We start from the raw sequence: 22,859 nt of genomic DNA, 5'->3' as shown, positions 1-22,859 counted from the left end.
GCTCAGCCTCAGCGCCGGGCTCGGAGTTCTGGGCGTTTTGTCGGCGCGGAGGCGGGTACGTCTGAGATTGGTCGGCCGCACTCGTGCTGCGGCCGCGCCGGCCCAGTCCCGTGGGGCCGGTCCGAGGAGAGACTGCAGGAGTTCGTGATGGTACGTACACCCGTCCCTTCTCAGACGCCGGGCTCGGCCCCGGTCCCGGGGTCACGACGCGGCACCGGTGCGGCGCGGAAGCCGAGTCGGGCCCAGCGGTACGTGACGCAATACCTGGAGTTGGCCAAGGCGGTGAACGAGGCCGGGCTGTTGCGGCGGCGGCGCGGGTTCTACTGGACTCTGATCATCGGCGGCGCGCTCGCCGTGGCCGCGATCCTGACCGGTGTCGCCCTGCTGGGCGATACCTGGTGGCAGCTCCTGCTCGCCGCGCTGCTGGGCGTGGTGGTGGCCCAGTTCGGGTTCCTGGGGCACGAGGCGGCGCACAAGCAGGTGTTCGACTCGCCTCGCTGGAACCGCTGGGTCGGCCGGTTCCTGGCCGGCTTGGGCACCGGCCTGAGTTACGCGTGGTGGATGGACAAGCACGGCCGGCACCACTCCCGGCCGAACCAACTCGGCACGGACCCCGATATCGAGTCCGCTGTCGTGGCGTTCACCCCGGAGGCGGCCGACCGGCGCACCGGCCTGGCGGCGGCCCTGGCCCGACGGCAGGGCTGGTTCTTCCTCCCACTGCTGCTGTTCGAGGGCTGGGAACTGCACGTCGCCTCGGTCAGGACCCTGACCACCCGGGACGGGATGAGGCAACGCTGGCCCGAACTGGCGCTGCTCACCGTACGGCACGTCGCCTATCTGACCTTTCTGTTCCTGGTCCTGCCGCCGGGCCTGGCGGTGGCCTTCGTCGTCGTCCAGGTGAGCGTGTTCGGGTTTCTCCTCGGCGGCGCGTTCGCGCCCAACCACATCGGCATGCCGATCGTCGGCCGCGGTGTGACGTTCGACTTCCTGCGCCGGCAGGTCCTGATGTCGCGCAACATCCGCGGCGGACCCGTGGTCCATTTCTTCCTGGGCGGTCTGGAGTACCAGATCGAGCACCATCTGTTTCCCAAGGCGCCGCGGCCCAACCTGCCGAAGATCCGAAGGACCGTCCGCGACTACTGCCGCCGCCACGGGGTCAGCTACACCGAGACCTCGCTGGTGCAGGCCTACCGCGACCTGATGGGCTACCTCAACCAGGTCGGGCTGAAGAACCGAAACCGCTACACCTGCCCGCTGGTTCGCGAGTACCGCGCCTGATCGGAGGACCGTGCCTGATCGGAGGACCGTGCCTGATCGGAGGACAAGGAGGAATCCTCGTTGAAGGTCGTGACCACACCCGAGACGTGTATCGCAGCCCAGCAATGCTCCAAGCTTGCTCCGAACGTGTTCGGACACACCGCTGACGGCGGCTTCGTCGAGGTCCGCAATCCCCAACCGAGCGACCCGGCCGACCAACAGGGTGCTCGCGACGCCGAGCAGTACTGCCCATCGGGCACCATCCACGTCATCGAGGAGACCAGCCCGGAGGAGGCCTGATCAGCCGTCAGCACGAGGAGAGCCGGACCGGAGTGCCGCGGGGACGAAGCCGGGGAGCGGCAGTAGAGTCGAACAACGCTCGGGGAGATTCAGGTACGTCGAGGAGGAGTCGATGACGGACTCCGGACCGTCCGAGACCGCGGCTCCTGGCAACGGGCAGCGCGGCCCGGACTTCGTCGCGCCCGGTCTCCCGGACGGTACGGCCCCGCCGGCGGTGCAGCCGGTCCCGTACCACGGCCAGCTCGGTCCCTATCTCGGTGGGACGAACCCGCCCGCTCCGAACCAGCCGCCGATCCCGTACGGACCCGTACCGGGGGAGCCGGGACCGCCGCCCGACCGGCCGAAGCGTCCGCTGCGGCTGCTCTGGATCCCGATCGTCGCCGCGGTGGCGGTGCTCGCGATCGTCGTCGCGGTCGCGGCGCTGACCCGGCAGCCGCAACCGCCGGCGACCCAGGCCCCGATGCCGGAGGACACCGCCCGGGCCTTCGTCGACGCCGGCTACCGCAGCGACTGCGACGCCGCGCGGCGGACGATCGACCAGGAGTTCTGGGACCGGGCCGGCCTGACCTGCCTCGACGTCAGCTTCCACGGCTCGGAGTTCATCGACACGACGATCGCGGACTGGGCGTTCACCGACACCGAGGTGACCGGCGACCTGGCCAGCATCACCCTCGATCCGCCGGGCGAGATCCCGCCGACGGTGCTCCGGATGCGGCTGATCGACGGCGCCTGGCGGATCACCGACTGGCAGTTCTAAAGCCCGGATCCAGGCTGAGTCATCCCCGCAGAGCCAGCCCGATCTCCCGGCCGATCGGTCGGAGCAGGTCGGCGGCCAGCCGCATGCTGCGGTCGGGATCCGGCTCCCGGTCGGCGAGCGCGAAGACGTGGTCGAAGCCGGCCCCGGCGGCCTCGTCGGCGGTCAGCTGGTTGCGGCCGCAGACGGCGTACACGCGGGGAACTCCCGCGGCCCTGGCCCGGCGGGCGACGCCGACCGGCGACTTCCCGCTCAGGCTCTGGCTGTCCAGGCTGCCCTCGCCGGTGATCACCGCGGCGGCGCCGGCCAGCCGCCGGTCCAAGCCGACGAGCTCGCAGACCAGGTCGATGCCGGGCCGCATCCGAGCACCGAGTACGGCCAGCGCGGCGAAGCCCACCCCGCCCGCGGCCCCGGCCCCGGGTGCCGAGACCAGGACCTCCGGGTCGGCCCCGAGCGCCGCCGCCACCAGCCGGGCGTACCCGGCCAGCGCGCGGTCCAGCACCTCGATGTCAGCGGCGGTCGCGCCCTTCTGCGGGCCGAACACGGCCGCGGCGCCGCTCGGCCCGAGCAGCGGGTTGCCGACGTCGGCGGCCAGCACGATCCGGGTGTTCGCGATCCGCGGATCGAGGCCGGACAGGTCGACCCGGGCCAGGTCGGCCAGTCCGCCACCGCCGCCGGGCACCGGCCGGCCGGCCGGGTCGAGCAGCCGGGCGCCGAGTTCGGTGAGCAGCCCGGCCCCGCCGTCGGTGTTGGCGCTGCCGCCGACGCCGAGCACCAATTCGGTGCAGCCGGCGTCCAGCGCGGCCCGGATCAGCGCACCGGTGCCGGCGCTGGACGCCCGCAGCGGACTGAACTCGGGCCGCCCGTCAGCACCGCGCGGCAACTGGTCCAGCCCGGACGCCGCGGCCAGCTCGATCACGGCCGTCTCGGGCCCGCCGCCGGCCGGCACCCCGATCGCGTACCTGGCCCGCACCGGCTCGCCCAGCGGCCCGGGCACCTCGACCGGGACCGCCCGGAACCCCGTACTGACCGCGGCCTCGACGGTGCCCTCGCCGCCATCGGCGACCGGCACCAGCTCGGTCTCGATTCCGGCCCCGGCCAGGCCGTCGGCCAGCGCCCGCGCCACCTCGGCCGCGGTCAGCGAACCCTTGAACTTGTCCGGGGCGATCACGATGCGCATGGCGGCAGTTTTCCAGTCGCGTGACGACCCCGCGCAGCATGGTCCCCGGGCCCGATGAGGCGTGAGAGGATCGGCGGGTGAATGCGCCCTCGGTCTCGTACTCGATCACCGTCCGGCTTGAGGTTCCGGCGGTCGGCGGTGGTGTCGGCCAGCTGACTATGGCCGTCGAGCAGGCCGGCGGTGCCATCACGGCCCTCGACGTGACCCGTTCCGGTCACGAGCGGCTGAGCATCGACGTCACCTGTGCCGCCCGGGACACCGATCACGCCGACCAGCTGGTCGGGGTGATGCGGTCCGTGCCCGGTGTGGTGATCGGCAAGGTCAGCGACCGGACGTTCCTGATGCACCTCGGCGGCAAGATCGAGATGAACGCCAAACATCCGATCCGCAACCGGGACGACCTGTCGATGATCTACACCCCGGGCGTGGCGCGGATCTGCAACGCGATCGCGAAGAATCCCGAGGACGCCCGCCGGCTGACGATCAAGCGGAACAGCGTTGCGGTGATCACCGACGGTTCCGCAGTGCTCGGCCTGGGCAACATCGGGCCCAAGGCGGCACTGCCGGTGATGGAGGGCAAGGCGGCCCTGTTCAAGCGGTTCGCCGAGATCGACGCCTGGCCGCTCTGCCTGGACACCCAGGACGTCGACGAGATCATCAACGTGGTCAAGGCCGTCGCGCCAGGCTTCGCCGGGATCAACCTCGAGGACATCTCCGCGCCGCGCTGCTTCGAGATCGAGGCGCGGCTGCGGGAGCAGCTCGACATCCCGGTCTTCCACGATGATCAACACGGTACGGCGATCGTCGTCCTGGCCGCGCTCTACAACGCGCTCCGGGTGGTCGGCAAGGAACTCTCCAAGATCAGGATCGTCATGTCCGGCGCTGGGGCGGCCGGCACCGCGATCATCAAGCTGCTGCTGGCGGCCGGCGCGACCGACGTCGTGGTGGCCGACATCGCCGGCGTCGTGCACCGGGGCCGGGACGGGCTGGCCGGCGAGCTGGCCTGGCTGGCCGACCACACCAACCGGCTCGGCCTGACCGGGACGCTGTCCGACGCGATCGACGGCGCGGACGTGTTCATCGGCGTCTCGGCGCCGGGCGTGCTGACCGGCGCCGACGTGCAGCGGATGGCCGACAAGGCGATCGTGTTCGCGCTGGCCAACCCGGAGCCGGAGATCGACCCGGCGGTGGCGATGGAGTACGCCGAGGTGGTCGCGACCGGCCGCTCGGATTTCCCGAACCAGATCAACAACGTGCTGGCGTTCCCCGGCGTGTTCCGCGGGCTGCTGGACGCCCGCTCGACCGAGGTGACGACACCGATGCTGATCGCCGCCGCCCGCGCGCTGGCCGGCGTGGTCACCGACGAGGAACTGAACGCCGCCTACATCACACCGAGCGTGTTCCACGCCGACGTCCACCATGCCGTGGCCACGGCGGTGCGGCAGGCGGCCGGCGGGGGACTGGACGCGGTGGCGGCCGACGGGACGCTCGAGGCGGCGACGTCCGACGGCTGATCCAGCACGGTTGATGGCGCAGCCCGCGGTGGTCGGCGGCGGACGCCCTTCCCGGGAAGGGCGCGTCGCCCGCCGGGTCCTGCTCGGAGCGGCGGTGATCAGCTGCCTGGCACAACTGATCGCGCTCTATCGTCCGGCCGGGCCGCCGGCCCCCGATCTCGTACCGCATCTGGACAAGGTCGGGCACTTGGTGATCTTCGCGGTCCCGGTCCTGCTGATCATGCTCTGGCGGGCGGCCCGGCGGCGGGGCCGGCCCGGTCCGTGGTTCGGCACGGCGGTGATCGCGATCTTCGTCGGGCACGCCGTGCTGAGCGAGGTCGTCCAGGGCGCCCTGCTGCCGGACCGAAGCGGTGACCTGTTCGATGTCGGCGCCGATCTGCTCGGCATCGCCATCGGGTACGGTACGGCGGTGCTGATCATTGCTCGGCGGACCCTGATCTCACAATGGAAACCGGGGGATCGATGACCGAGGTGGCGCCCAAGCCGGGGCAGCTGCTGGTGGCCAGTGTGCTGCTGAGCGAGGGGATCTTCAGCCGGTCCGTCGTGCTGGTGCTGGACAGCGACGCCGACGGAGCCCTCGGGGTGATCGTCAACGAGATCGCGCAGACCCGGCTGGAGGCGGTGCTGCCGGACTGGGTGGACGCGGTGACCGAGCCGCGGCTGCTGTTCAGCGGCGGCCCGGTGTCGCCGAACGGCGCGATCTGCCTGGCCAGCGTGGCCCGGACCGGCGAGGAACCGCCGGGCTGGCGGCGGCTGTTCGACGACATCGGCCTGCTGCACCTGGACACGCCGATCGAGATCGTCGCCGGCGCCTACGCCGACCTGCGGATCTTCGCCGGCTACGCCGGCTGGGAGCCCGGCCAGCTGCAGGCCGAGATCGCCAACGGGATGTGGCACGTGGTCTCATCCACCTACGCCGACGTGTTCGGCGGCCGGCCGCACGACCTGTGGCGCCAGGTGCTCCGCCGCCAGCGCAACCGGCTCGCCTTCTTCTCCGCCTACACCGACGAGGCCGAGGCCAACTGACGCGCCCTGGTCGCCGTCGCCCCACCAGTCACACCAGCCGCAAGTTTTTCACGTAACGTGAAAAACTGACACTTCCCGCGAGTTACTTCTCTGGTAAAGCGACAACATCTGTGGGGAAGACGGGTCAGGACGACGCGCTCGAGTAGCGGGCCAGGGCCAGCCGCCAGTGCAGCCGGGTCAGCGCCACGATCATGACAGCCGCGCCGCAGACGCCGCCGAGCAGCACCGGGTCGACGCCGTGGCTGACGAACTGCACCGGCAGCGTGGCCGCGGCGCCGATCGGCACCACGAAGATCAACACGACCCGGATCGCGGACGGGAAGAACGCCACCGGGTAGCGCCCCGCCGACAACGCGGACAGCACCACATTGTGGATGAACGAGGCCGCCTCGAACCAGAACGCGAGATAGGCCAGGTTGGCCCAGACCGCGGCGATCGTGGCCAGCCCGCAGGCGAAGATCACCAAGGCTGCGAGTACGTCGAGCGGCGCGAGCGGGGTGCCCCAGAGTCCGACGATGATCAAGGCGACGCCGGCCAGCGCTCCGGTCAGTGAGGCCGGTTGGATCCAGCGGAACGTGGTGAGCCATTGGGCCGAGGCGGGCCGGATCAGGATCGTGTCCAGCTCGCCCTCGCGGACGTACTGATCGATCCGGGTCAGGTTCGGCGCGACGAACGCGTTGATGATCCCCATGGCCAGCTGGAACATCCCGGTCACCGCGATGATCTGGCCGGCGGTCCAGCCGCCGATCTGCGGCGAACTGCGGATGATCAACAACACCGGGATCAGGCCGGTGGCGATCTCGGCCAGCGCGACCAGAGCGGTGGTCCAGGCCTGGGCCCGGAACTGGGCGTCCCGCTTCAGTGCCTGGACTCCGGCGGCTCGCCAGATCCGGCCGTGCCGCCGGAGTTGATCAAGGTAGGTGATCATCAGGCACCCGCCGCCGAGTACGACCGCAGGCCGCGCCGCCAGACCACCAGGGCGACCACGGCGAACACGATCAGCCAGCCGGCCTGCTGGGCGAAGCCGAAGACCAACCCGCCCGGCACCCGGTCCAGCAGCACCTCCATCGGGAACGAGACCATGAACCGGAACGGCTGCCAGAGCGTGATCCCACTGATCTCCGGCGGCATCAGGGCCAGCGGTACGACGACGCCGGCCAGCACCGGCGTCATGATCGAGATCGCCATGTTGAAGCCCTGGACGTCCTCGAACCAGAACGCCAGCGAGCCGCGGGCGATGTCGAAGATGTAGCTGATCGCCATCGCGACGCCGATCGCCAGCGCGAACAGCAGCCACCGCGCCGGGGTGGCCGGCAGCGGCAGCCCGCCCGGCACCAGCACGACCATGATCAACACCAGCGGCACCAGCAGCATGAGCTTGATCGTCTTCTCGCCGAGGTTGTTGGCGAACCCGTCCAGGTGCACCGACGCCGGCCGGATCAGCCACTTGTTCAGCGTCCCGTTGCGGATCATGTCGGCCAGGAACCAGGCGGTCCACGACGAGGTGAGCATGTTCACCACGGCGACCAGCAGGAAGTAGCTGTTCAGGAAGCCCGGCGTGACGTCGACCTGGGCCCCGGCGGCCAGCGCGGCCTGCCAGACGGCCAACGACACCAGGGGAGTGAGCAGCGTGCCGAGCTGCATCAGCAGGAAGTCGCCCCGGTAGACGAAGGTCAGGCCGATGTTGAGGGCGAGCACGCGGCCGAAGACCCGGAGGTGTCGCCGCACCGGTCGGGACTTCATCGCAGGCCCCCGCTCAGCACGGTCCGCATCACCTCGTCGAGGTCGGCCTCGGCCACCTCGACGTCGACCAGCTCACCCCAGGACGGGGCGACCGACAGTACTTCGGTGATCTTGGACCGGTCGGCCTCCAGCCGGCGGATCGGCCCCTCGTTCTCGATCATGGTCACGTCGCTCGGCAGGGCCGTCGGCGGTCCCGGCGGGCTGGCGTACGTCAGGGTCAGGCGTTTCGCCGGTCTGGTGGACTTGATCAACTCGGCCAGCGAGCCGTCGAAGCCGAGCCGGCCGTGATCAACGAGCAGCACCCGCTCGCAGAGCGCCTCGACGTCGTCCATGTTGTGGCTGGTCAGGATGATCGTGGTGCCGCGCTGTCGGTTCACCTCGCGCAGGAAGTCCCTGATCACCGCCGTGGACAAGACATCGAGCCCGATCGTCGGCTCGTCCAGGAACAGCACGTCGGGCTGGTGCAGCAGGGCGCCGATCAGCTCGCACTTCATTCGCTCGCCGAGGGACAGCTTGCGCACCGGGATGGTGAGCAGATCGCTGACCGAGAGCAGCTCGGCCAGCTCGGCGACGGAGCGGTCGAAGGTGGCGCGGTCGAGGTCGTACATCGCGCGGTGCACCAGGTAGCTGTCCATCGCGGAGACGTCCCACCAGAGCATCGACTTCTGGCCGAGCACGACGGCGATCCGGCGCAGGAAGTCGAAGTTGCGCCGCCACGGCTGGTGGCCGAGCACGGAGACCGTACCGGAGGAAGGCCGGAGCAGTCCGGAGAGCAGCTTCAGCGTGGTGGTCTTGCCGGCGCCGTTGCGGCCCAGCAGCCCGACGAACTCGCCGGGTTCGATGATCAGATCGAGGCCGTCCAGGGCTCGACGGGTTTCGTGGGTGCGGTGGAAGAGGCTCTTGACGGCCCCACCGAGGCCGGGCGACTGACGATGGAACCGGTAGTCCTTGGTCAGGCCTGAAGTCGTGATCACGGGCATGGTGACTCCTTTGCTGCACGAATATCTGCGGCGCCGGGAAGGTTTGCTGACTATGGCGGAAGATGTGCAGCCTGGAGGAGGCGCCCGTACGGACGCCGAACAGTGAAGGTCCGGGCTGCGGACCTAGTTAGCTCGCCCGATCACGGGGGAGATGATAGTCCAGGACGCCTGGAGACGAGGACCGATTTTCGCCGCTCGAGATCAGAGCGGCATGGACGCCCGGTCGTAGTCGAGCGGGTCGATGCCGTCGCGGCCGTAGATCAACTTCTCGAACGCTGCCCAGCCCTCGGCGTCGACGTAGGTGGCCTCGGCGGCGGAGACCGGCAGCAGCCAGTCGATGTTGACGGCCAGGTCGCCGGTCCGGAACCGGGCGAAGTCCGGTGCGAGGTAGGGCGGCCGGCCGAGATAGAGCGTGGTCATGCTGGACAGGTCGCCCAGGTGCGGGATGTTGCCGACGACCGTACCGACCTCGGGCAGCTCGCGCAGGGCCAGCACCATCCGGGCGTAGTCGCCGAGGATGTACGGCAGCACACTGCGCCGCAGCCGGTCCGGCGCGACCATGATCAACTCGAGCCGGAAGTGCCCGTCGGCGGTCAGCGAGTCGAGGACGTAGTCGCTCAGCCCGACCGTCGCATAGACCACGGCGCCGTCGATCCGGCTCGGGGCGAACTCGACGACCTGGAAGCCGAGGTCGGCGCCGGCCTGGTCGGTCGACCAGGCCGCAGAGACCGAGCCGAGGTGACGGGTCAGGTGGTGGTACAGCTGATCGGCGAGCCCACCCACCGCCGACGCTGCTCCCCGTCCGCCTCGGCTCGGCCGGTCAGCCACCCGGTCGGCGACATTCGGGATCGTGGGGATCCCGGCCCCGGCGTGCCAGCCGGTCCCACGGCGCTGGCCGTCGTCGTGGGACCTGGTCCAGCCATGGTCACCGGCACGTCGGGGCGGCTCGGCGAGGCAGGTCCCCGAGGTCGCGAGAATCCCTTCGCCGCCACGGAAGGTGGGGTACTCCAGGGCTCGAAACATCGCAGTCCTCCTCCGTCGCGCTCGTACTGGGCGTTCATGAGGTGGACGGCGGAACCGACGCGACTTTGACGGCGATCAACGTGTGATGTGGGTCACAATCAGGCGTCGAGGAAGGCTGCGACCCGGGCCAGGTGGCGGGCCTGCTGCTCGGCGCCGCCGCCCTCGTGCCCGTTGTACGGCCAGACGGCGATGTCCTTGGGCCCGGCGTAGTGGTGGTACGCGGCGAACACGGTCGACGGCGGGCAGACCTGGTCCATCAGGCCGACCGAGAATACCGCCTCGGCGCCGGCCCGGGCGGCCAGGTTGACCGTGTCGAAGTACGCCAGCGTGGCGAACACCTGGTCGATCCGGTTCCGCTGCCCGGACAGGTAGCGGGCGATCTCGGCCCGCGAGCCGACGCCGCTGATCTCGGTGGCCCGGCGGAACAGGGCGAAGGAGGGTACGTCGAGCAGGGCCAGCGCCAGGTCGGACCGCAGCCCGGCGACCGCCAGGCCGATCCCGCCGCCCTGGCTGCCGGCGGCCAGGACCACCTCGGCGTCGGCCCCGACCAGCTCGCGGGCCACGTCGACGAACCGGTACGCGTCGACGTAGACCCGGCGCAGGTAGAACCGGTCCCGGTCCTCGATGCCGCGGGTCAGGAAGCCGGGCACCTCCCCGGTCGTCAGTGGGCTGGTGCCGTCCGCTCCCGGGTCGCCGGTGCTGCCCGGGTATTCCGACCCGCCGCCCTGGCCGCGGACGTCCATCACCAGTACGGAGACGCCGAGCGCGGCATAGGAGAGCCACTGATGCGGGTAGCCGCGGCCGCCGTTGTACCCGGGGAAGTGCAGCACGCAGGCCGGCCGGCCCCGCGGCGCGTCCGGCCGGAGCCACCAGCCCCGGATCCGGTGCCCGCCGAAGCCGGCGAAATCCACGTCGTGCACGGTCAGGCCGGCGAACGGCGCCGGCTCGGGCCGGGTGATCACGTCCAGCGGCCCCGACTGCTCGGCCAGCGTCGCGGACCAGAATGCGTCGAAGTCGGCCGGCTCGTCGCGGTCCGGCCGGTATTGCCGGAGTTGATCAAGCGGGAGGTCGAACAGCGGCACGGATTCTCCTTAATACAAGCGATTTCCGGCGACGACGACCTGGTGGAGCCGGAGCGACGGATCGCCCGCCGCGAAGTCGAACAGGATCAGATCGGCCGGTCCGCCGGGCTCCAGGGTGCCCCGGCCGCCGGCCAGCAGGCCGGGATTGCCGGTGGCCAGCCGGAGCGCGTCGGCGAGCGACAACCCGGCCAGCCGGACCGCGCCGGCGACCCCGTGGGCCAGCGGCAGCGCGGCACCGGCCAGGTAACTGTTGGTGGCGTCACCGAGCCGGCCGTCGGCAGTCAGCACGACATCGCCGCCGACCGGGGTCCGGTAGCGGCCCGGCGGCATCCCGGCCAGGGCGGCGGTGTCGGAGACCAGGTAGGCCCGGTCCAGGCCCTTGGCCCGCAGCATCGCGGTCAGCGTCGCGGCCGGCAGGTGGTGGCCGTCCGCGATGAAGCCGCAGCTGAGCCGGTCCTCGGCGAGCTGGGCCCAGAGGTAGTTCGGGTGCCGCGGCAGGGTGGCGTGGGCGCCGTTGCCGAGATGGGTGGACCAGCGCGCGCCGGCGTCGACGGCTGCGGTGATCTGTTCCGGGGTCGCATGGGTGTGGCCGATCGACACCGCGACCCCGCGGCCGGACACGGCGGCGATGTAGTCGGTCACGGCGTGGAAGTGCGGCGAGACGGTGATCATCCGGATCGCGCCCTCGGCGGCCTGCTGCCAGGCCTCGAACTCGGCCAGGTCGGGCGGCCGTACGTGCTCGGCGGGGTGCGCGCCACGGGCGCCGTCCTGCTCGGAGATGTTGGGGCCTTCGACGTGGACACCGGCGATCACATGGGCCGTCAGCGGATCCTGCCGGCGTGCCTCGGCGATCGCCCGCAACGAGCGCAGCATCGCCTCCGGCGCTTCGGTGATCACGGTGGCGAACGTGGTCGTGGTGCCGGCCCGGACCAGCGCGTTGATCATGGCGACGATCGCGTCGGCCGTGACATCGGGACCGTTGGCGTCGTGGCCGCCGAAGCCGTTGACCTGGACGTCGACCAGGCCCGGAGCCAGCCAGGGGAGCTCGGCGTCCCCGGCGGCGTCCGCCTGCCGCACGTCGGTGATCCGTCCGGCGGCGTACCGGACCTCGATCGGCCGGCCGCTGGCCGGGTCGCGCCCCGTGAGGGACTGCTGCTGGCTCATAGGGCTGAATCTTCGCATGCAACCGATTGCAGATCAACGGCGCGATTCCGCCCGGCTGGGTGTAGTGTCACAGGACGTCCGGCCTGCGAAGGGAGGAAACAGCCGTGAGCAAGGTGACAATCTACTCGATCGCCGAGGAGCTCAACGTCTCGGCCTCGACGGTGTCGCGTGCCTTCAGCAGGCCCGAACTGGTGAAGTCCGACGTCCGGGACCAGATCCTGGCCCTGGCGGAGCGGCTCGGTTACCAGCCGAACAAGACCGCCCGGCGGCTGGTCACCGGGGTGACCGGGGCGATCGGGCTGTTCGTGCCCGACATCACCAACCCGTTCATGCCGCCGCTGGTCCGCGCGATCCAGCAGGCTGCCGTGGAACGGGATGCGTCGGTGCTGCTGGTCGACGCGGAGGAGGACAGCCGGGCCGAGCTCGGTTTGATCACCCGGATCGCGGGCCAGGTGGACGGCATGATCATCGTGTCCCCGCGGTCGGCGAGTTCGGTGATCAAGCAGGCCGTCGGGCGGAAGCCGACGGTGTTGATCAACCGGGTCATGGACGGCGTGCCCTCGGTGGTCTGCGACAACACGTCGGCGTTGCGGGAGGCCGGCGGGCACCTGGTGGAGCTGGGTCACCGGACCATCGCGTTGCTGCGCGGGCCGTCGGCGTCCTGGGCGGCGCAGCGGCGGTCCGAGGCGGTCCGCATCTGGGCCCGGAAGGCCGATGTGGCGCTGATCGAGCTCGGCCCGTTCGACGCGTCCTTCGACGGCGGCCGCGCCGGTGCCGAGGCCTTCGCGGAGTCCGGGGCGACCGCGGTGTTCGCCTTCGATGATCTTGCCGCCTGCGGGGTGGTGGCTGGGCTGTCCGACCGCGGACTCCGGGTGCCCGCGCACCGGTCGGTGGTCGGCTGCGACGACGTGCTGCTGGCCCGGGTACTGACGCCGAGCCTGACCACGATCACCGCGCCGGTGGACGATCTCGGCACGACGGCGGTACGGATGCTGGAGGAGGCCCTGGCCGGCAACGACCCGGAACCCATCCGGCTGCCCGGCACCTTCGTTCCCCGCGACTCCACCGGACCCGCCGCCTCCTGAGCCTCAGGAACGCAACGCCTCGGCGAGCCAGTGGCCGCAGGCGGCGACGACGTACGCCGGCGGCGGATGGCCATGATCATGCAGCAGCGTGCTGAGCCGGTACGGATCCGGCCAGGCCGGCCGGGCCCGCTCGGCCAGCGGCAGGTTGGCCGGGCCGTCGCTGTCGCCGCCGCCGATCAGCAGGAACGGCCGCGGCGCCACCAACCCCAGCAGTTGATCATGGTCGCGGTCCGGCGGCCGGTGATCACCGAGATACCAGGGCGCGTCCCAGTTGGAGTGATCGAGGCCGAGTCCCGGCTCGTGCGCGACCGCGGCGGCGATCCGCTCGTCCAGGGCGGCGAGGTGCAGGGCGAGCTTGCCGCCCAGCGAGTGCCCGAAGACGCCGATCCGGTCCAGGTCGACGCCGGCCAGGCCGAGCCGGTCCGCGGCGCCCGGCTCGGTGATCTTGTCGACGACGAGCCGGAGGTCGGCCACGCTGCGGCCGAGGCCGGTGCTCGGCAGCCGTTCGGCGTGCCGGGCGGCCGGCGGACCGTAACGGCCGGCCAGGTCGAGCGGCGCGTCGTCGGCCGCGGTCACCTCGAACCACCACGGCACGGCCAGCACCGCGAGCCCGTACGTCAGCAGGGCGGAGCCGAACGCGCGGGACGGCTGACCCGGCGGTGCCGCCGGCCGCCGGCCGACCAGCCCGAACAGCGGCTCCACCTCGTAGAACGGCATGATCACCAACGGGTGCGGCCCGTCGCCGTCCGGCAGGACCAGCAGGCAGTCCAGGTCGTCGCCGAAGCTGCGCAGCCGGAGCACCCGGCCGGTCCAGTCGCCGACCCGTCGTTCGTCGAGCAGGGTCAGCGAGCCGTCCGGATCGGGATCGGCGCCGAGCCAGTCGATCCACCAGGCCCGCTGCGCTTCGGTGATCATGACGCGAGCGCTCGGTCGATCTCGGCCAGCACGACCTGCTCCACGGACGGGTCGAACACGCCGGGCAGTCCGAAGTAGTACGGCGACTCGGCGGGCTCGTAACCGCCCTCGGCGACGTGCTCGGCGGTGATCAGATAGCCGGTCATCCCGTTCGTGTAGCCGAGCACGATCGCACCGGAATCCGTGCGTTGCTTGGCATGGTGGCCGAACCGGGTGACCAGTTCGGCGGAGAAGCCGAGGAACCGGGTGGACTCGGTCAGCCGGAAATCGGTGAGCCGTACGGTCACCGGCGCGGTCAGCCGCTCCGGCTCGGCCAGCATCAGCCGGGCCCACTCGGCGACGTGTCCGTCGCCGGTCGCCAGGGCGCGGAGTTCGTCCGGCGTCCGGCGATCGGGGACCGGCACCTCGAACGTTCGCTCGGTGACGGCGACCGCCGGGACCTCCGGGCGCCAGTCGGCGGTCCGGAGCAGGCCCTGCACGGCGTCGGCGAGCCGGCCGCCGAACGCCGCCACCTCGGCCTGCTCGGCCGCCGGGAACTCCGTACCCACGTAGCGATCCGGGTTGACGTCGCCGCAACATCCCTGCAGGTAGAGGGCGATCCCGGCGCCGCCGTCCTCGAGCGCCGACATCGCGGCCCCGGTGAAGTCGGAGGTGATCGCGTTGGCGTGGTGCAGCACCGGGTGGCAGGCGTGCTGGACCAGCAGCGCGACCGGCTTGCCGGTTTCTGACCGGAACCTGATCACCGTCGCCTCATGATCGACTTCGGTCAGCGGGTGGGCGCCACCGGTCCGGGCGTGCCGGCGGTCGACGCCGAGCGGGACCATGATCGACGACCGCTCCACCGTGACCGATTGCTGGCCGGCCAGTGCCCGCTTCGTCGACGCCAGGACGGTGTCGGCCAGGACGTCGAGGAACCGGTCGTCCGGGACGCCGAGCGATCCGAGGAAGCGGCGGCCCGCCTGGGGACCGGAATGGCTGTGGGTGGCGTGCAGGATCAGGTGATCGCGTTCGATGCCGTACGTCGCGTGGAAGCGGTCCTTGATCAACTCGGCGACGTCGTCGCCCCAGAACAGCAGGTCGGCCGAGACCAGCAGCACGGGATGATCATGGTCGGTGCCGAGCGCCAGGGTGCGCAGCCGCAGCGGCGAGAGGACCCGGTCGGCCGGCCCGTCGGCGGCCCGGGCGGCGAACCCGGCCAGCGCGATCGGCAGCGGCAACGGCAGGTCGGTGCGGTCGGTTCCGATGGTGATCCGTGCGTTCACTGGTGCCGCTTTCACTGTGTGAGGGGGAGCTTCCCGCCCGGCAAGATCGTCGCGCCAACAGCGAGGATCCCTTCCGGGCCGACGTTATCGTAAGCCCGGCTCCGCAACGGCCGGAGCCTGCCCCGCGGAAGGAATGATCATGGCGGACACGGTGCTGCGGTTGGCGGTGGTCGGCGGGCGGCGCGGCCGGCACTTCGGGCGGGCGCTGGGCCGGCTGGCCGACCGGATCCGGCTCACCGCGGTGTGTGACCTGGCGGCCGAGGTTCTCGACGCGTGGCAGAGCGAGTTTCCCGGGGCGAGGACGTATCAGCGGTTCGATGACTTGCTCGCCGACGACGCGGTCGACGCGGTGTTCCTGGCCACTCCGCTGCCGCTGCACGCCGGCCAGGCGATCGCGGCGCTCGGCGCGGGCAAGCACGTGCTCAGCGAGGTAACCGCGAACACCACGCTGGACGAGGGTGCGGCGCTGATCGAGGCCGTCCGGCGCACCGGGCTGACGTACATGCTGGCCGAGAACTACTGCTTCATGCGGCCCAACCTGATGGTCGAGAACCTCGCTGCGCAAGGGCTCTTCGGCGAGGTGACCTATCTCGAGGGCGGCTATCTGCACGACTGCCGGCAGCTGATGCACACGCCGACCGGAGAGCTGACCTGGCGCGGGCAGCTGCGGGTGGACGCCAACTCCGTCTACTACCCGACCCACTCGCTCGGACCGGTGGCCCGCTGGCTGCGGGCCGCCAACGGGCCCGGCGACCGGCTGGTGTCGGTCTCCGCGTTCACGACCAGGAACGCGGCGGTCTCCGATCACTTCGCCGAGCGGTTCGGCCATGATCATCCGGGCGCCGACCCGGGGCACTGGCGGCAGGGCGACTCCGGCACGGCGATGATCACGACGAGTTCCGGCGCGCTGATCTCGCTGCGGGTCGACGCCTCCTCGCCCCGGCCGCACAACATGACCCACTACGAACTGCAGGGGCTCGCCGGGGCCTACCAGTCGGCCCGGTACGACGGCGAGGACCCACTGGTCTGGCTGGCCCGCGACGCGGCGCCGGCCAGGCCCGGGACCGAGCCGGAGCGGCACTGGTCATCGCTGTGGGACTACGCGGCGGAGTACGAGTCCGACCGCTGGCGGGACCGGATGGACGTCGCCGCGGAATCGGGTCACGGCGGCGGGGACTCCTTCGTGCTGGAGGAGTTCGCCGCAGCGATAAGCGAAGGGCGGCAGTCGGCGATCGACGTCCACGACGCCGTGCTGTGGAGCTCGGTGGTCCCGCTCAGCGCGGAGTCGCTCCGTCGGGGTGGGGCTCCGGTGGAGTTTCCGGACTGGCTGGCGCGGCCGGCCGCTCGAACAGGCCCCGGGACAGCAGCCCCGGGATCACGGTGACGACCAGATAGCAGCCGCCGAGCAGCAGCAGCGCCGCCGGCAACCCGGCCAGCGTGATCAGGCCGGCCGCGACCAGGCCACCGAACGGCATGCCGGCCCAGGCGATGGCGTCGCTCAGGCCGCCGACCCGGCCGAGCAGCCGGCGCGGCACCCGCTCGAAGAAGATCGCTCCGAGCATCGGGTTGAGGAAGCCGCTGGCGAAGCCGGCGACACCGTACCCGATCGCGACCGACCAGACCGGCCAGCCGAGCCCCAGCACCAGGAACGGCGTCGGCCCGGAGATCAGGAACGCCACGAAGAACGTGAGCCGGCGGGGCAGCCGCGCCCCAAGCCAGCCGGCCAGCAGCGAGCTCGCCGTGGAGCAGACGGCCTGGCAGGTCAGCAGCAGGCCGATGGCGCCGACGCCGTGGCCACCGTCACGGGCCCAGACCGGGAGCAGCACCTGGGCCTTGGCGATGTCGAGCAGGTTGGTCGCGGTGATCATGAACACCAGCAACGTCAGCAGCCGGTCCCGAAGCAGGAAGCGGAGTCCCTCGCGGAGTTCGCCCAGATAGCCGACCCGGGTTGCGGGTTCGACCCGGTCGGCGTCGAACCAGCGCGGCAGGCCGACCGCGACGATCACCGCCGAGACGGCGAAGCAGAGTGCGGTCACGCCGACCGCGCCGGGCGGGCCGAAGATCATGATCATGCCCGCGGCGATCGCCGGTGCGACCAGACCGGAGCCCCGCTCGATGGCGCCGAACAGGCCGGTGACGCGCTCCAACTCGACCCGGGCGGCCTCGGCCACCAGGGGGACCGAGGTCTCCTTGGCGTTGTCGCCCGGCCCGCGGAGCGCGCCGGCGACGGCGACCAGACCGAGCAACAGCGGCAACGGCAGCAGCCCGGCCAGGTGCAGCAGCGGGATCGCGCCGATGATCACCGCACTGCCGAGGTCGGCGACCAGGCTCACCCGGCGCTGCCCGATCCGGTCCACCAGCGGGCCGCCGAGCGCCTTCACGACGACGTACGGGCCGAGTTCGCAGGCCGCGACCAGCCCGGTGACCGCCACCGAACCGGTGCTGGACAGGACGAACCAGGGGATCGCGATCGCCGAGATCTTGGTGCCGACGTGGGCGATCACCGAAACGATCATGAGAGACACCAGTGGCGTCCGGGTCCGGCTCCCGGCCGGGGCCTGCTCCGTCGCGCTCATCGCGGACCGGTGTCGTCGAGGAACAGCTGCAGTTGCACCGCGACCTGGCGGCTGCCCGCCGGCACGGCCTGGTCCGGCCGGTGCAGCGGGTATTCCTTGATCAGCGCGTAGAACCGGTCGGTCAACTCCGCCGCCTGCTCGGGCGTGAGCACCAGCATCGCGTCGGAGACGTCGAACCGCGGCCGCCACTCGTCCGGCCAGTCCGGCCAGGACTGCGCCGCCTCGGTCAGCCGTTCCACGGCCCGTTGCACGATCTCGGCGTTGAGCAACCGGCCGCTGGCCTGCTGCTCGAGGCTGACCGGGTCGAACTCGGTGGTCCGGTGGTTCGCCCGCCACCAGCGGTCCCGGCGGTTGCCGTGCTCGGTGTCCTCGCTGATGAAGCCGTACCGCTCCAGCTGGCGCAGGTGGTAGGAGAGCACGCCGCTGGTCGTGTCGAACTCCTTCGCCAGCATCGACGCGGTGGCCCGGCCGTGCCGCCGGAGCCGCCCGAGCAGGCGGATCCGCAGCGGATGGGCGAGCCCGCGCAGGTTGCTGCCGTCGACGACGACCCGGTCCTCGGCCGGTGACAGTTCGCTCACCCGGATCAGCCTAGACTGCAAACAATCCTTTGCAAAGATTCCTCTGCAATTTGGGTCAGGAGGCGATCAGCTCCTGGACGGGACCGCGGTGGAGCGCCCGATAGACGCGGTCGCGCAGGGCATTGGCCTCCGCGTCGGTCAGGGTCCGGTCGAGGGCCTGCCAGGTCAGCCGGATCAGCGCGTTGTGCTGGCCGGGGCCGATCCGCAGCCGTTCGGCGGCGCTCGGCGGGAGCTCCCCGGCGGCCGTGTCGGCCACCACCGCGAGGTCGGCCAGCAGGTCCGCGTCGGCATCGAGTTCGGCCCGGGCCAGGTCGCCCAGGAGTTCCGGATCGGGCGCCTCGTCGATCACGATCGAGATGTCCCGCCGGATCGCCGGCATCGCGGAGACGGGCTGCCAGGGCTCCAGGTCGCCGAGCTGTCGTACCGCCTCAGGGTGCCGGGACCGGAGCAGCCGGATGTCGGCGATCCCCTTCCTGATCATGAGTGCGCGATCAAGCCCGAGCCCGAGCGCCAGCCCGGACCACAGGCCCGGATCAAGATCGGAACGGGTCAGCACGGTGCGCCCGGCGAGGCCGCACTCGGCGAGCTCGAGCCATTCGCCGTCGACGCTGACCTCGACCTGCAACCCGTGCGAGGTGTACGGGTGCACGGCGGGGATGACCCGCCAGCGGGCCCCGGGCAGCACCGCGGTGACGACGGTCCGGGCCAGCCGGTGCAGGTCGTCGACGCCGAGCCGCGGGCCGTTGGTCAGCCGCCACAGATCGACCTGGTGCGGGGTGCCGACATGGGTCCGGTCGATCACGTCGCGCCGGTAGACCAGCCCGGGCAGGGCCAGGATCTGATCATGACCGGCGGGCGCGTCACGGAGCTGGTCGAGCAGGCCGGGGATGCCCGCGCTGGTGTGGCTGCGCAGCATCACGGAAGGGCTCAGATGCCTTGAATAGTGGGAATCCCGGGTGATGTCGTCGGCCGCGTAGCCGAGTCGGTCGTAGTTGTCGGCGGTCGCGACCAGGGGCGGCAGCCGGTGTTCGACGACGGGCACGCCGGCGTCCCGCCGGACCGCGTCGAGGATCTCGTTCAAGATCAACTGCAGGGCATGCGGGCCCTGGGCCGGATCGGTCAGATCGGGTACGGCGAGCGCAGCGGACAGCTCGGACGGCGAGAGATAGTGCAGGTGAGACATGGGAGTGGTCCTTCTGAATGAGGTCTGAGACGGGGAGAGAACCCCTCGACCACTCCGGACCGGATCAGCGCAGCGTCAGCACGCCCCGGCCGGACTGCGGCCGAGGGCGGAGAAATCGCCGACTGTCGATCATGATCGAAACGATAACCCCGCCCGCCCCGATCCTCAACTCGGCGCCCTCCCCTTCGCTTGGCACGGTCGGTTTTTCACGTAACGTGAAAAACTGTCGCTTTACCAGAGAAGTAACCCAGGTAAAGCGACAAGAAACCTGGTGAGGTGGGGCTCGTGTGGCGTCAGGCGCCGGTGAAGTCCTTGACCAGCGACTCGGCGGCCCGTCTCAGTTCCGCGGCGACGGCGGGCACCTGGTCGGCGGCGAACCGGCTGGCGGGGGCGGACAGGCTGATCGAGGCGGGCAGGCCGATGCCGGGCAGTGGCACTGCGACACAGCGGCCCTCGTCCTCGTTCTCCTGGTCGTCGATCGCGTAGCCGAGTTCGCGGATCCGGTCCAGTTCGCTCAGGTACGCCCGCACCGAGGTGATCGTGGTCTTGGTCCGGCGCGGCATCCCCTCGGCGGCGAGGATCGCCTTCACCCGGTCCAGGTCGAGGGTCGAGGCGATCGCCTTGCCCAGCGCCGTGCAATGGATCGGGTCCCGGTCGCCCGGCCGGGCCGCGAGGCGGACGCTCTTGGGGCTCTCCACGATCTCGATGTAGGAGACCCGGTTCCGGTCCAGGATCCCCAGGTTGATCGTCTCGGAGAACCGGTCCCGCAGCCGGTTCAGCTGCGGCCGGGCCCGGTCGGCCAGCACGTTGAGCTGCTGCGACTGCAGCGGCAGGAACGCCGCACCGATCCGGAACAGGCCGGTCGGCTCGTCGCGGCGGACGTACCGTCGTTCCTCCAGCGTCGCGAGATACCGGAAGGCGGAGCTCTTCGGGAACGCCGCCCGCTCGGCGACCTGGGTCAGCGTGAAGCCTTCGGGATTCTCCTGGATCAGGTCGAGGATGTCGCAGACCCGTTGGACGGCGCGGATCGAGTACGCGTTGGTCGAGGGCTGATCCATCTGCTGACACTCCGGTTTCCGTCGGCGGGCACTCAGATTAGCCCCGCCAGGAAGCTGGTGGCCAGCAAACAGGCCCCTACCAGGCGAGCGGCACGCCGCCGGACTCCGCACTCTGCTGGGCCAGCAGGGCGACCCGGGTGGCGAGCAGGCTCTCCTCGGTGGTCACGGCCGGTTCGGTGCCGGCGATGATCGCGTCGAAGAAGAACTGCATCGGCCGCAGCGGCGCCTGCAGCGGCTCGGTCCAGGTGGGCCGGTCGTGGGTGGCCACCGTGAGCGTCTCGTAGCCCCAGTCGATCTCGGCCGTGCCCTCGGAGCCGCTCAGCCGCATCCGGTAGTGCCCGTGCAGTTCCGCGGCCTCCGGGGAAAGCCAGTTGGCCTCGATGGTCGCGATCGCCGAGCCGGCCCGGAGCAGCAGGGCGACATGATCATCGAAGTCCGGGTGATCGGCGCTGCGGACGTTGCCGGTCGCCGCCGAGACCGTACCGCTGGTGGCGCCGGTGAAGAACAGAGCAAGATCAACGTCGTGCACCGGCAGGTCGCCGGCCGCGCCGCCGTACAGTGCCGAGTCGAAGAACCAGGCCGGCCGGTTGGCCTGGGTGAGCTTGTGTGGCCCGGTGGTCGCGATCAACGCGAGCTCGCCGAGTACGCCCTCGTCGACCAGCCGCTTGGCCGCGACGGTCGCGGCCGAGAACCGCTTGGTGAACATCAGCCCCAGCCGACGATCGCTGTCCGCGAAGGCCTTCGTGATCTCGTCCAGCTGCTCGAGGGTGGTGCAGAGCGGCTTGTCGGCGAAGACGTGCGCACCGGCCGCCAGCGCGGTCAGGACGGCCTCGCTGCGCTGCGCGTAGATCCCGGAGACCACGGCGACATCGATCTGGTGCCGCTCCAGGAGCTCGGCGTGGCTGGCATAGACCGGCGCCGAAACGCCGCCGAGGAAGCGTTCCCGCATGGCGGCGTCGGGCTCGCTCGCGGCGACCAGGGCGACGTCGTCGCGCCAGGCGATCTCCTCCAGCGCCTCGCCGATGTGCGGGTGGGCGGCACCGAGGACGGCGACCTGAAGCATGTGATTCTCCTTGATCAGGAAAGTTCGTCGGGGTTCACGGCCCGGCCGGATTCGGCCGCCGCATAGATCGCACAGAGCAGACGTACGGTGGCGACGGCGTCATCGAGATCCGGTTGCTCGTGCGGATCGGAGCCGAGCGCGTCGATCAGCTGCCGCCATTGGGTGACGTGGCCGGCGATGCCGATGTTCGCCGGGTCGGCGGCGCCGCTGCGGACCTCCTCGCCGGCGGCGGGCCGAGCCGCCGGCACGTCCCAGCGGATCACCTCGCCCTGGCCGAGCTCGATGCCGCCGGAGGCGAACTGAAGGGTCACCGTTGCCGGGGTGCCGGGCGGGGTCGCCGTCGAGATGCTGATCATGCCCAGGGCGCCGGACCGGAACGACAGCGTCGCGACCGTCGTGTCCTCGGCGTCGATGGCGTGCCCCAGCGTCGCGTACTGGGCGGTGACCCTGGCGACCGGCCCGGCCAGCCAGCGCAGCAGGTCGATGTTGTGCACGCCCTGGTTCATCACCGAGCCGCCGCCGGCCGCCATCGAACCGCGCCACGCGGCCGCCGTGTAGTAATCGTCGTCGCGCCACCAGTGCACCTGGGTCGCGGCCAGCCGCAACGCCCCCAGGTCGCCGGCGTCGATCAGCTGCTTGACGTGGGCGTACTCAGTCTCGTAGTGCCGCTGCGCGACCATCCGGACGATTCGGCCCTGCTCCCGGGCGAGCCGCCGGATCCGTTCGGCCTCGCCGACCAAGAGGGTCAGCGGCTTCTCGACCAGCACGTGCTTGCCCGCTTCGAGGGCGGCGATCGTGAGCTCGCCGTGGACCTGGGACGGGCCGGCGACCGCGATCACCGAGATCCCGGGGTGCTTGATCACCGCGTCCACGGAGAGCTGCTCGGCGTCCGGCCAGCCCGCCTCGGCCGCCTTGCCCGGGTTGCCGCCGCTGTAGGCCACCAGGGAAACCGGCTGATCACCGGCCTCGGCGATCGCGGCGAGTGCCTGGGCATGGGTGACACCGATGCTGCCGAGGCCGACGATGCCGACACCGAGGCGGTTCGCGGAGGTCATGCGGGTGGCAGTCATAGAGCCCAAACCTACGGCTTCGCCGATCACGATGCAACCGATTGCA

General features: G+C 71.1%; 23 protein-coding genes. 8 read left to right on the top strand and 15 right to left on the bottom strand.

All coding sequences use genetic code 11. From position 1 onward, the window contains the following. Positions 1–252 precede the first annotated feature (252 nt). The 3 genes from BKA15_RS05865 (at position 253) to BKA15_RS05855 (ending at position 2,314) form a co-directional block, all read left to right on the top strand. Entirely contained in the window at positions 253–1,278 is a 1,026-nt protein-coding gene (locus BKA15_RS05865) for a fatty acid desaturase family protein (protein WP_312878835.1), read from the top strand. Positions 1,279–1,338: 60 nt separating this feature from the next. Next, entirely contained in the window at positions 1,339–1,557 is a 219-nt protein-coding gene (locus tag BKA15_RS05860) for a ferredoxin (protein ID WP_179748922.1), read from the top strand. 112 nt (positions 1,558–1,669) lie between these two features. Further along, positions 1,670–2,314 (top strand): hypothetical protein, encoded by a 645-nt coding sequence (locus tag BKA15_RS05855; protein ID WP_179748920.1) that lies wholly within the window; start codon positions 1,670–1,672, stop codon positions 2,312–2,314. 19 nt (positions 2,315–2,333) lie between these two features. Here the strand turns inward: BKA15_RS05855 and BKA15_RS05850 are convergent, their stop codons facing one another. Then, positions 2,334–3,491, bottom strand: a complete 1,158-nt coding sequence (locus BKA15_RS05850) for a glycerate kinase (RefSeq protein WP_179748918.1) — start codon at positions 3,489–3,491, stop codon at positions 2,334–2,336. A gap of 77 nt (positions 3,492–3,568) precedes the next feature. Here BKA15_RS05850 and BKA15_RS05845 point away from each other — a divergent pair, with 77 nt between their 5' ends. Genes BKA15_RS05845 through BKA15_RS05835 form a run of 3 tightly spaced genes read left to right on the top strand, consistent with a single transcriptional unit; the run spans position 3,569 to position 6,031 of the window. Further along, the gene (locus BKA15_RS05845) at positions 3,569–5,005 is read left to right on the top strand and encodes an NAD-dependent malic enzyme (protein WP_179748916.1); all 1,437 of its coding nucleotides are present in this window, start codon (positions 3,569–3,571) and stop codon (positions 5,003–5,005) included. A gap of 13 nt (positions 5,006–5,018) precedes the next feature. Continuing rightward, positions 5,019–5,471, top strand: coding sequence for a VanZ family protein (locus BKA15_RS05840; protein WP_179748914.1), 453 nt, complete (start codon positions 5,019–5,021; stop codon positions 5,469–5,471). After that, entirely contained in the window at positions 5,468–6,031 is a 564-nt protein-coding gene (locus BKA15_RS05835; RefSeq protein WP_179748912.1) for a YqgE/AlgH family protein, read from the top strand. The genes BKA15_RS05840 and BKA15_RS05835 overlap by 4 nt, the downstream gene beginning before the upstream one ends. 124 nt (positions 6,032–6,155) lie before the next feature. On the opposite strand, the gene BKA15_RS05830 is transcribed toward BKA15_RS05835, so the two are convergent. The 6 genes from BKA15_RS05830 to BKA15_RS05805 all read right to left on the bottom strand — a co-directional run bounded on the left by BKA15_RS05830 (position 6,156) and on the right by BKA15_RS05805 (position 12,023). Further along, positions 6,156–6,959, bottom strand: a complete 804-nt coding sequence (locus BKA15_RS05830; protein WP_179748910.1) for an ABC transporter permease — start codon at positions 6,957–6,959, stop codon at positions 6,156–6,158. Further along, a complete protein-coding gene (locus tag BKA15_RS05825) occupies positions 6,959–7,774 on the bottom strand; it encodes an ABC transporter permease (RefSeq protein ID WP_179748908.1) in 816 nt (271 codons plus the stop codon). Before BKA15_RS05825 ends, BKA15_RS05830 begins: the two co-directional genes overlap by 1 nt. Beyond that, positions 7,771–8,754, bottom strand: a complete 984-nt coding sequence (locus BKA15_RS05820; RefSeq protein WP_179748906.1) for an ABC transporter ATP-binding protein — start codon at positions 8,752–8,754, stop codon at positions 7,771–7,773. The genes BKA15_RS05825 and BKA15_RS05820 overlap by 4 nt, the downstream gene beginning before the upstream one ends. Positions 8,755–8,955: 201 nt before the next feature. Further along, positions 8,956–9,777: a suppressor of fused domain protein gene (locus BKA15_RS05815; protein ID WP_179748904.1), complete on the bottom strand. Its 822-nt coding sequence runs from the start codon at positions 9,775–9,777 to the stop codon at positions 8,956–8,958. Positions 9,778–9,875: 98 nt separating this feature from the next. Then, positions 9,876–10,859, bottom strand: coding sequence for an acetylxylan esterase (locus BKA15_RS05810; RefSeq protein ID WP_179748902.1), 984 nt, complete (start codon positions 10,857–10,859; stop codon positions 9,876–9,878). Positions 10,860–10,868: 9 nt separating this feature from the next. Beyond that, positions 10,869–12,023 carry an N-acetylglucosamine-6-phosphate deacetylase gene (locus BKA15_RS05805; RefSeq protein ID WP_179748900.1) on the bottom strand — a complete coding sequence of 385 codons (1,155 nt, stop codon included), beginning with the start codon at positions 12,021–12,023 and terminating at the stop codon, positions 10,869–10,871. Between the two features lie 104 nt (positions 12,024–12,127). On the opposite strand from BKA15_RS05805, the gene BKA15_RS05800 reads away from it, so the two are divergent. Beyond that, complete coding sequence (locus BKA15_RS05800) at positions 12,128–13,108, top strand: LacI family DNA-binding transcriptional regulator (protein WP_179748898.1); 981 nt, start codon at positions 12,128–12,130, stop codon at positions 13,106–13,108. Between the two features lie 3 nt (positions 13,109–13,111). Here BKA15_RS05800 and BKA15_RS05795 read toward each other — a convergent pair whose 3' ends face one another. Both BKA15_RS05795 and BKA15_RS05790 read right to left on the bottom strand, forming a co-directional pair. Further along, complete coding sequence (locus BKA15_RS05795) at positions 13,112–14,023, bottom strand: dienelactone hydrolase family protein (RefSeq protein ID WP_179748896.1); 912 nt, start codon at positions 14,021–14,023, stop codon at positions 13,112–13,114. Beyond that, positions 14,020–15,285, bottom strand: a complete 1,266-nt coding sequence (locus tag BKA15_RS05790; protein ID WP_179748894.1) for a hypothetical protein — start codon at positions 15,283–15,285, stop codon at positions 14,020–14,022. Before BKA15_RS05790 ends, BKA15_RS05795 begins: the two co-directional genes overlap by 4 nt. 139 nt (positions 15,286–15,424) lie before the next feature. Between BKA15_RS05790 and BKA15_RS05785 the strand changes: the two genes are divergently transcribed. Next, positions 15,425–16,669, top strand: coding sequence for a Gfo/Idh/MocA family protein (locus BKA15_RS05785; protein ID WP_179748891.1), 1,245 nt, complete (start codon positions 15,425–15,427; stop codon positions 16,667–16,669). Here BKA15_RS05785 and BKA15_RS05780 read toward each other — a convergent pair. From BKA15_RS05780 to BKA15_RS05755, 6 genes are all read right to left on the bottom strand, one after another. After that, entirely contained in the window at positions 16,560–17,801 is a 1,242-nt protein-coding gene (locus BKA15_RS05780) for an MFS transporter (RefSeq protein WP_179748889.1), read from the bottom strand. The genes BKA15_RS05785 and BKA15_RS05780 overlap by 110 nt on opposite strands. 56 nt (positions 17,802–17,857) lie before the next feature. Continuing rightward, complete coding sequence (locus BKA15_RS05775; RefSeq protein ID WP_179748887.1) at positions 17,858–18,439, bottom strand: helix-turn-helix domain-containing protein; 582 nt, start codon at positions 18,437–18,439, stop codon at positions 17,858–17,860. Positions 18,440–18,494: 55 nt separating this feature from the next. Continuing rightward, on the bottom strand, positions 18,495–19,622 hold the full coding sequence (gene srmL, locus BKA15_RS05770; RefSeq protein ID WP_179748885.1) for a PheS-related mystery ligase SrmL: 1,128 nt from the start codon (positions 19,620–19,622) through the stop codon (positions 18,495–18,497). 293 nt (positions 19,623–19,915) lie between these two features. Next, a complete protein-coding gene (locus BKA15_RS05765; protein ID WP_179748883.1) occupies positions 19,916–20,680 on the bottom strand; it encodes an IclR family transcriptional regulator in 765 nt (254 codons plus the stop codon). Positions 20,681–20,756: 76 nt separating this feature from the next. Next, positions 20,757–21,743 carry a Gfo/Idh/MocA family protein gene (locus BKA15_RS05760; RefSeq protein WP_218871089.1) on the bottom strand — a complete coding sequence of 329 codons (987 nt, stop codon included), beginning with the start codon at positions 21,741–21,743 and terminating at the stop codon, positions 20,757–20,759. Between the two features lie 14 nt (positions 21,744–21,757). Continuing rightward, a complete protein-coding gene (locus BKA15_RS05755) occupies positions 21,758–22,813 on the bottom strand; it encodes a Gfo/Idh/MocA family protein (RefSeq protein WP_218871088.1) in 1,056 nt (351 codons plus the stop codon). Positions 22,814–22,859 lie beyond the last annotated feature (46 nt).

Source organism: Microlunatus parietis (assembly GCF_013407955.1).
Taxonomy (GTDB): domain Bacteria; phylum Actinomycetota; class Actinomycetes; order Propionibacteriales; family Propionibacteriaceae; genus Microlunatus; species Microlunatus parietis.
The sequence above is the reverse complement of the archived record's forward strand: the minus strand, read 5'-3'. Positions and strand labels throughout refer to the sequence as shown.

Coding starts and splice junctions, on each gene's coding strand:
- BKA15_RS05755 (WP_218871088.1), bottom strand. CDS start 22,813: ATGACTGCCACCCGCATGACCTCCGCGAACCGCCTCGGTGTCGGCATC.
- BKA15_RS05815 (WP_179748904.1), bottom strand. CDS start 9,777: ATGTTTCGAGCCCTGGAGTACCCCACCTTCCGTGGCGGCGAAGGGATT.
- BKA15_RS05780 (WP_179748889.1), bottom strand. CDS start 17,801: ATGATCGTTTCGGTGATCGCCCACGTCGGCACCAAGATCTCGGCGATC.
- BKA15_RS05825 (WP_179748908.1), bottom strand. CDS start 7,774: ATGAAGTCCCGACCGGTGCGGCGACACCTCCGGGTCTTCGGCCGCGTG.
- BKA15_RS05855 (WP_179748920.1), top strand. CDS start 1,670: ATGACGGACTCCGGACCGTCCGAGACCGCGGCTCCTGGCAACGGGCAG.
- BKA15_RS05820 (WP_179748906.1), bottom strand. CDS start 8,754: ATGCCCGTGATCACGACTTCAGGCCTGACCAAGGACTACCGGTTCCAT.
- BKA15_RS05840 (WP_179748914.1), top strand. CDS start 5,019: ATGGCGCAGCCCGCGGTGGTCGGCGGCGGACGCCCTTCCCGGGAAGGG.
- BKA15_RS05760 (WP_218871089.1), bottom strand. CDS start 21,743: ATGCTTCAGGTCGCCGTCCTCGGTGCCGCCCACCCGCACATCGGCGAG.
- BKA15_RS05795 (WP_179748896.1), bottom strand. CDS start 14,023: ATGATCACCGAAGCGCAGCGGGCCTGGTGGATCGACTGGCTCGGCGCC.
- BKA15_RS05805 (WP_179748900.1), bottom strand. CDS start 12,023: ATGAGCCAGCAGCAGTCCCTCACGGGGCGCGACCCGGCCAGCGGCCGG.
- srmL (WP_179748885.1), bottom strand. CDS start 19,622: ATGTCTCACCTGCACTATCTCTCGCCGTCCGAGCTGTCCGCTGCGCTC.
- BKA15_RS05830 (WP_179748910.1), bottom strand. CDS start 6,959: ATGATCACCTACCTTGATCAACTCCGGCGGCACGGCCGGATCTGGCGA.
- BKA15_RS05785 (WP_179748891.1), top strand. CDS start 15,425: ATGGCGGACACGGTGCTGCGGTTGGCGGTGGTCGGCGGGCGGCGCGGC.
- BKA15_RS05765 (WP_179748883.1), bottom strand. CDS start 20,680: ATGGATCAGCCCTCGACCAACGCGTACTCGATCCGCGCCGTCCAACGG.
- BKA15_RS05850 (WP_179748918.1), bottom strand. CDS start 3,491: ATGCGCATCGTGATCGCCCCGGACAAGTTCAAGGGTTCGCTGACCGCG.
- BKA15_RS05835 (WP_179748912.1), top strand. CDS start 5,468: ATGACCGAGGTGGCGCCCAAGCCGGGGCAGCTGCTGGTGGCCAGTGTG.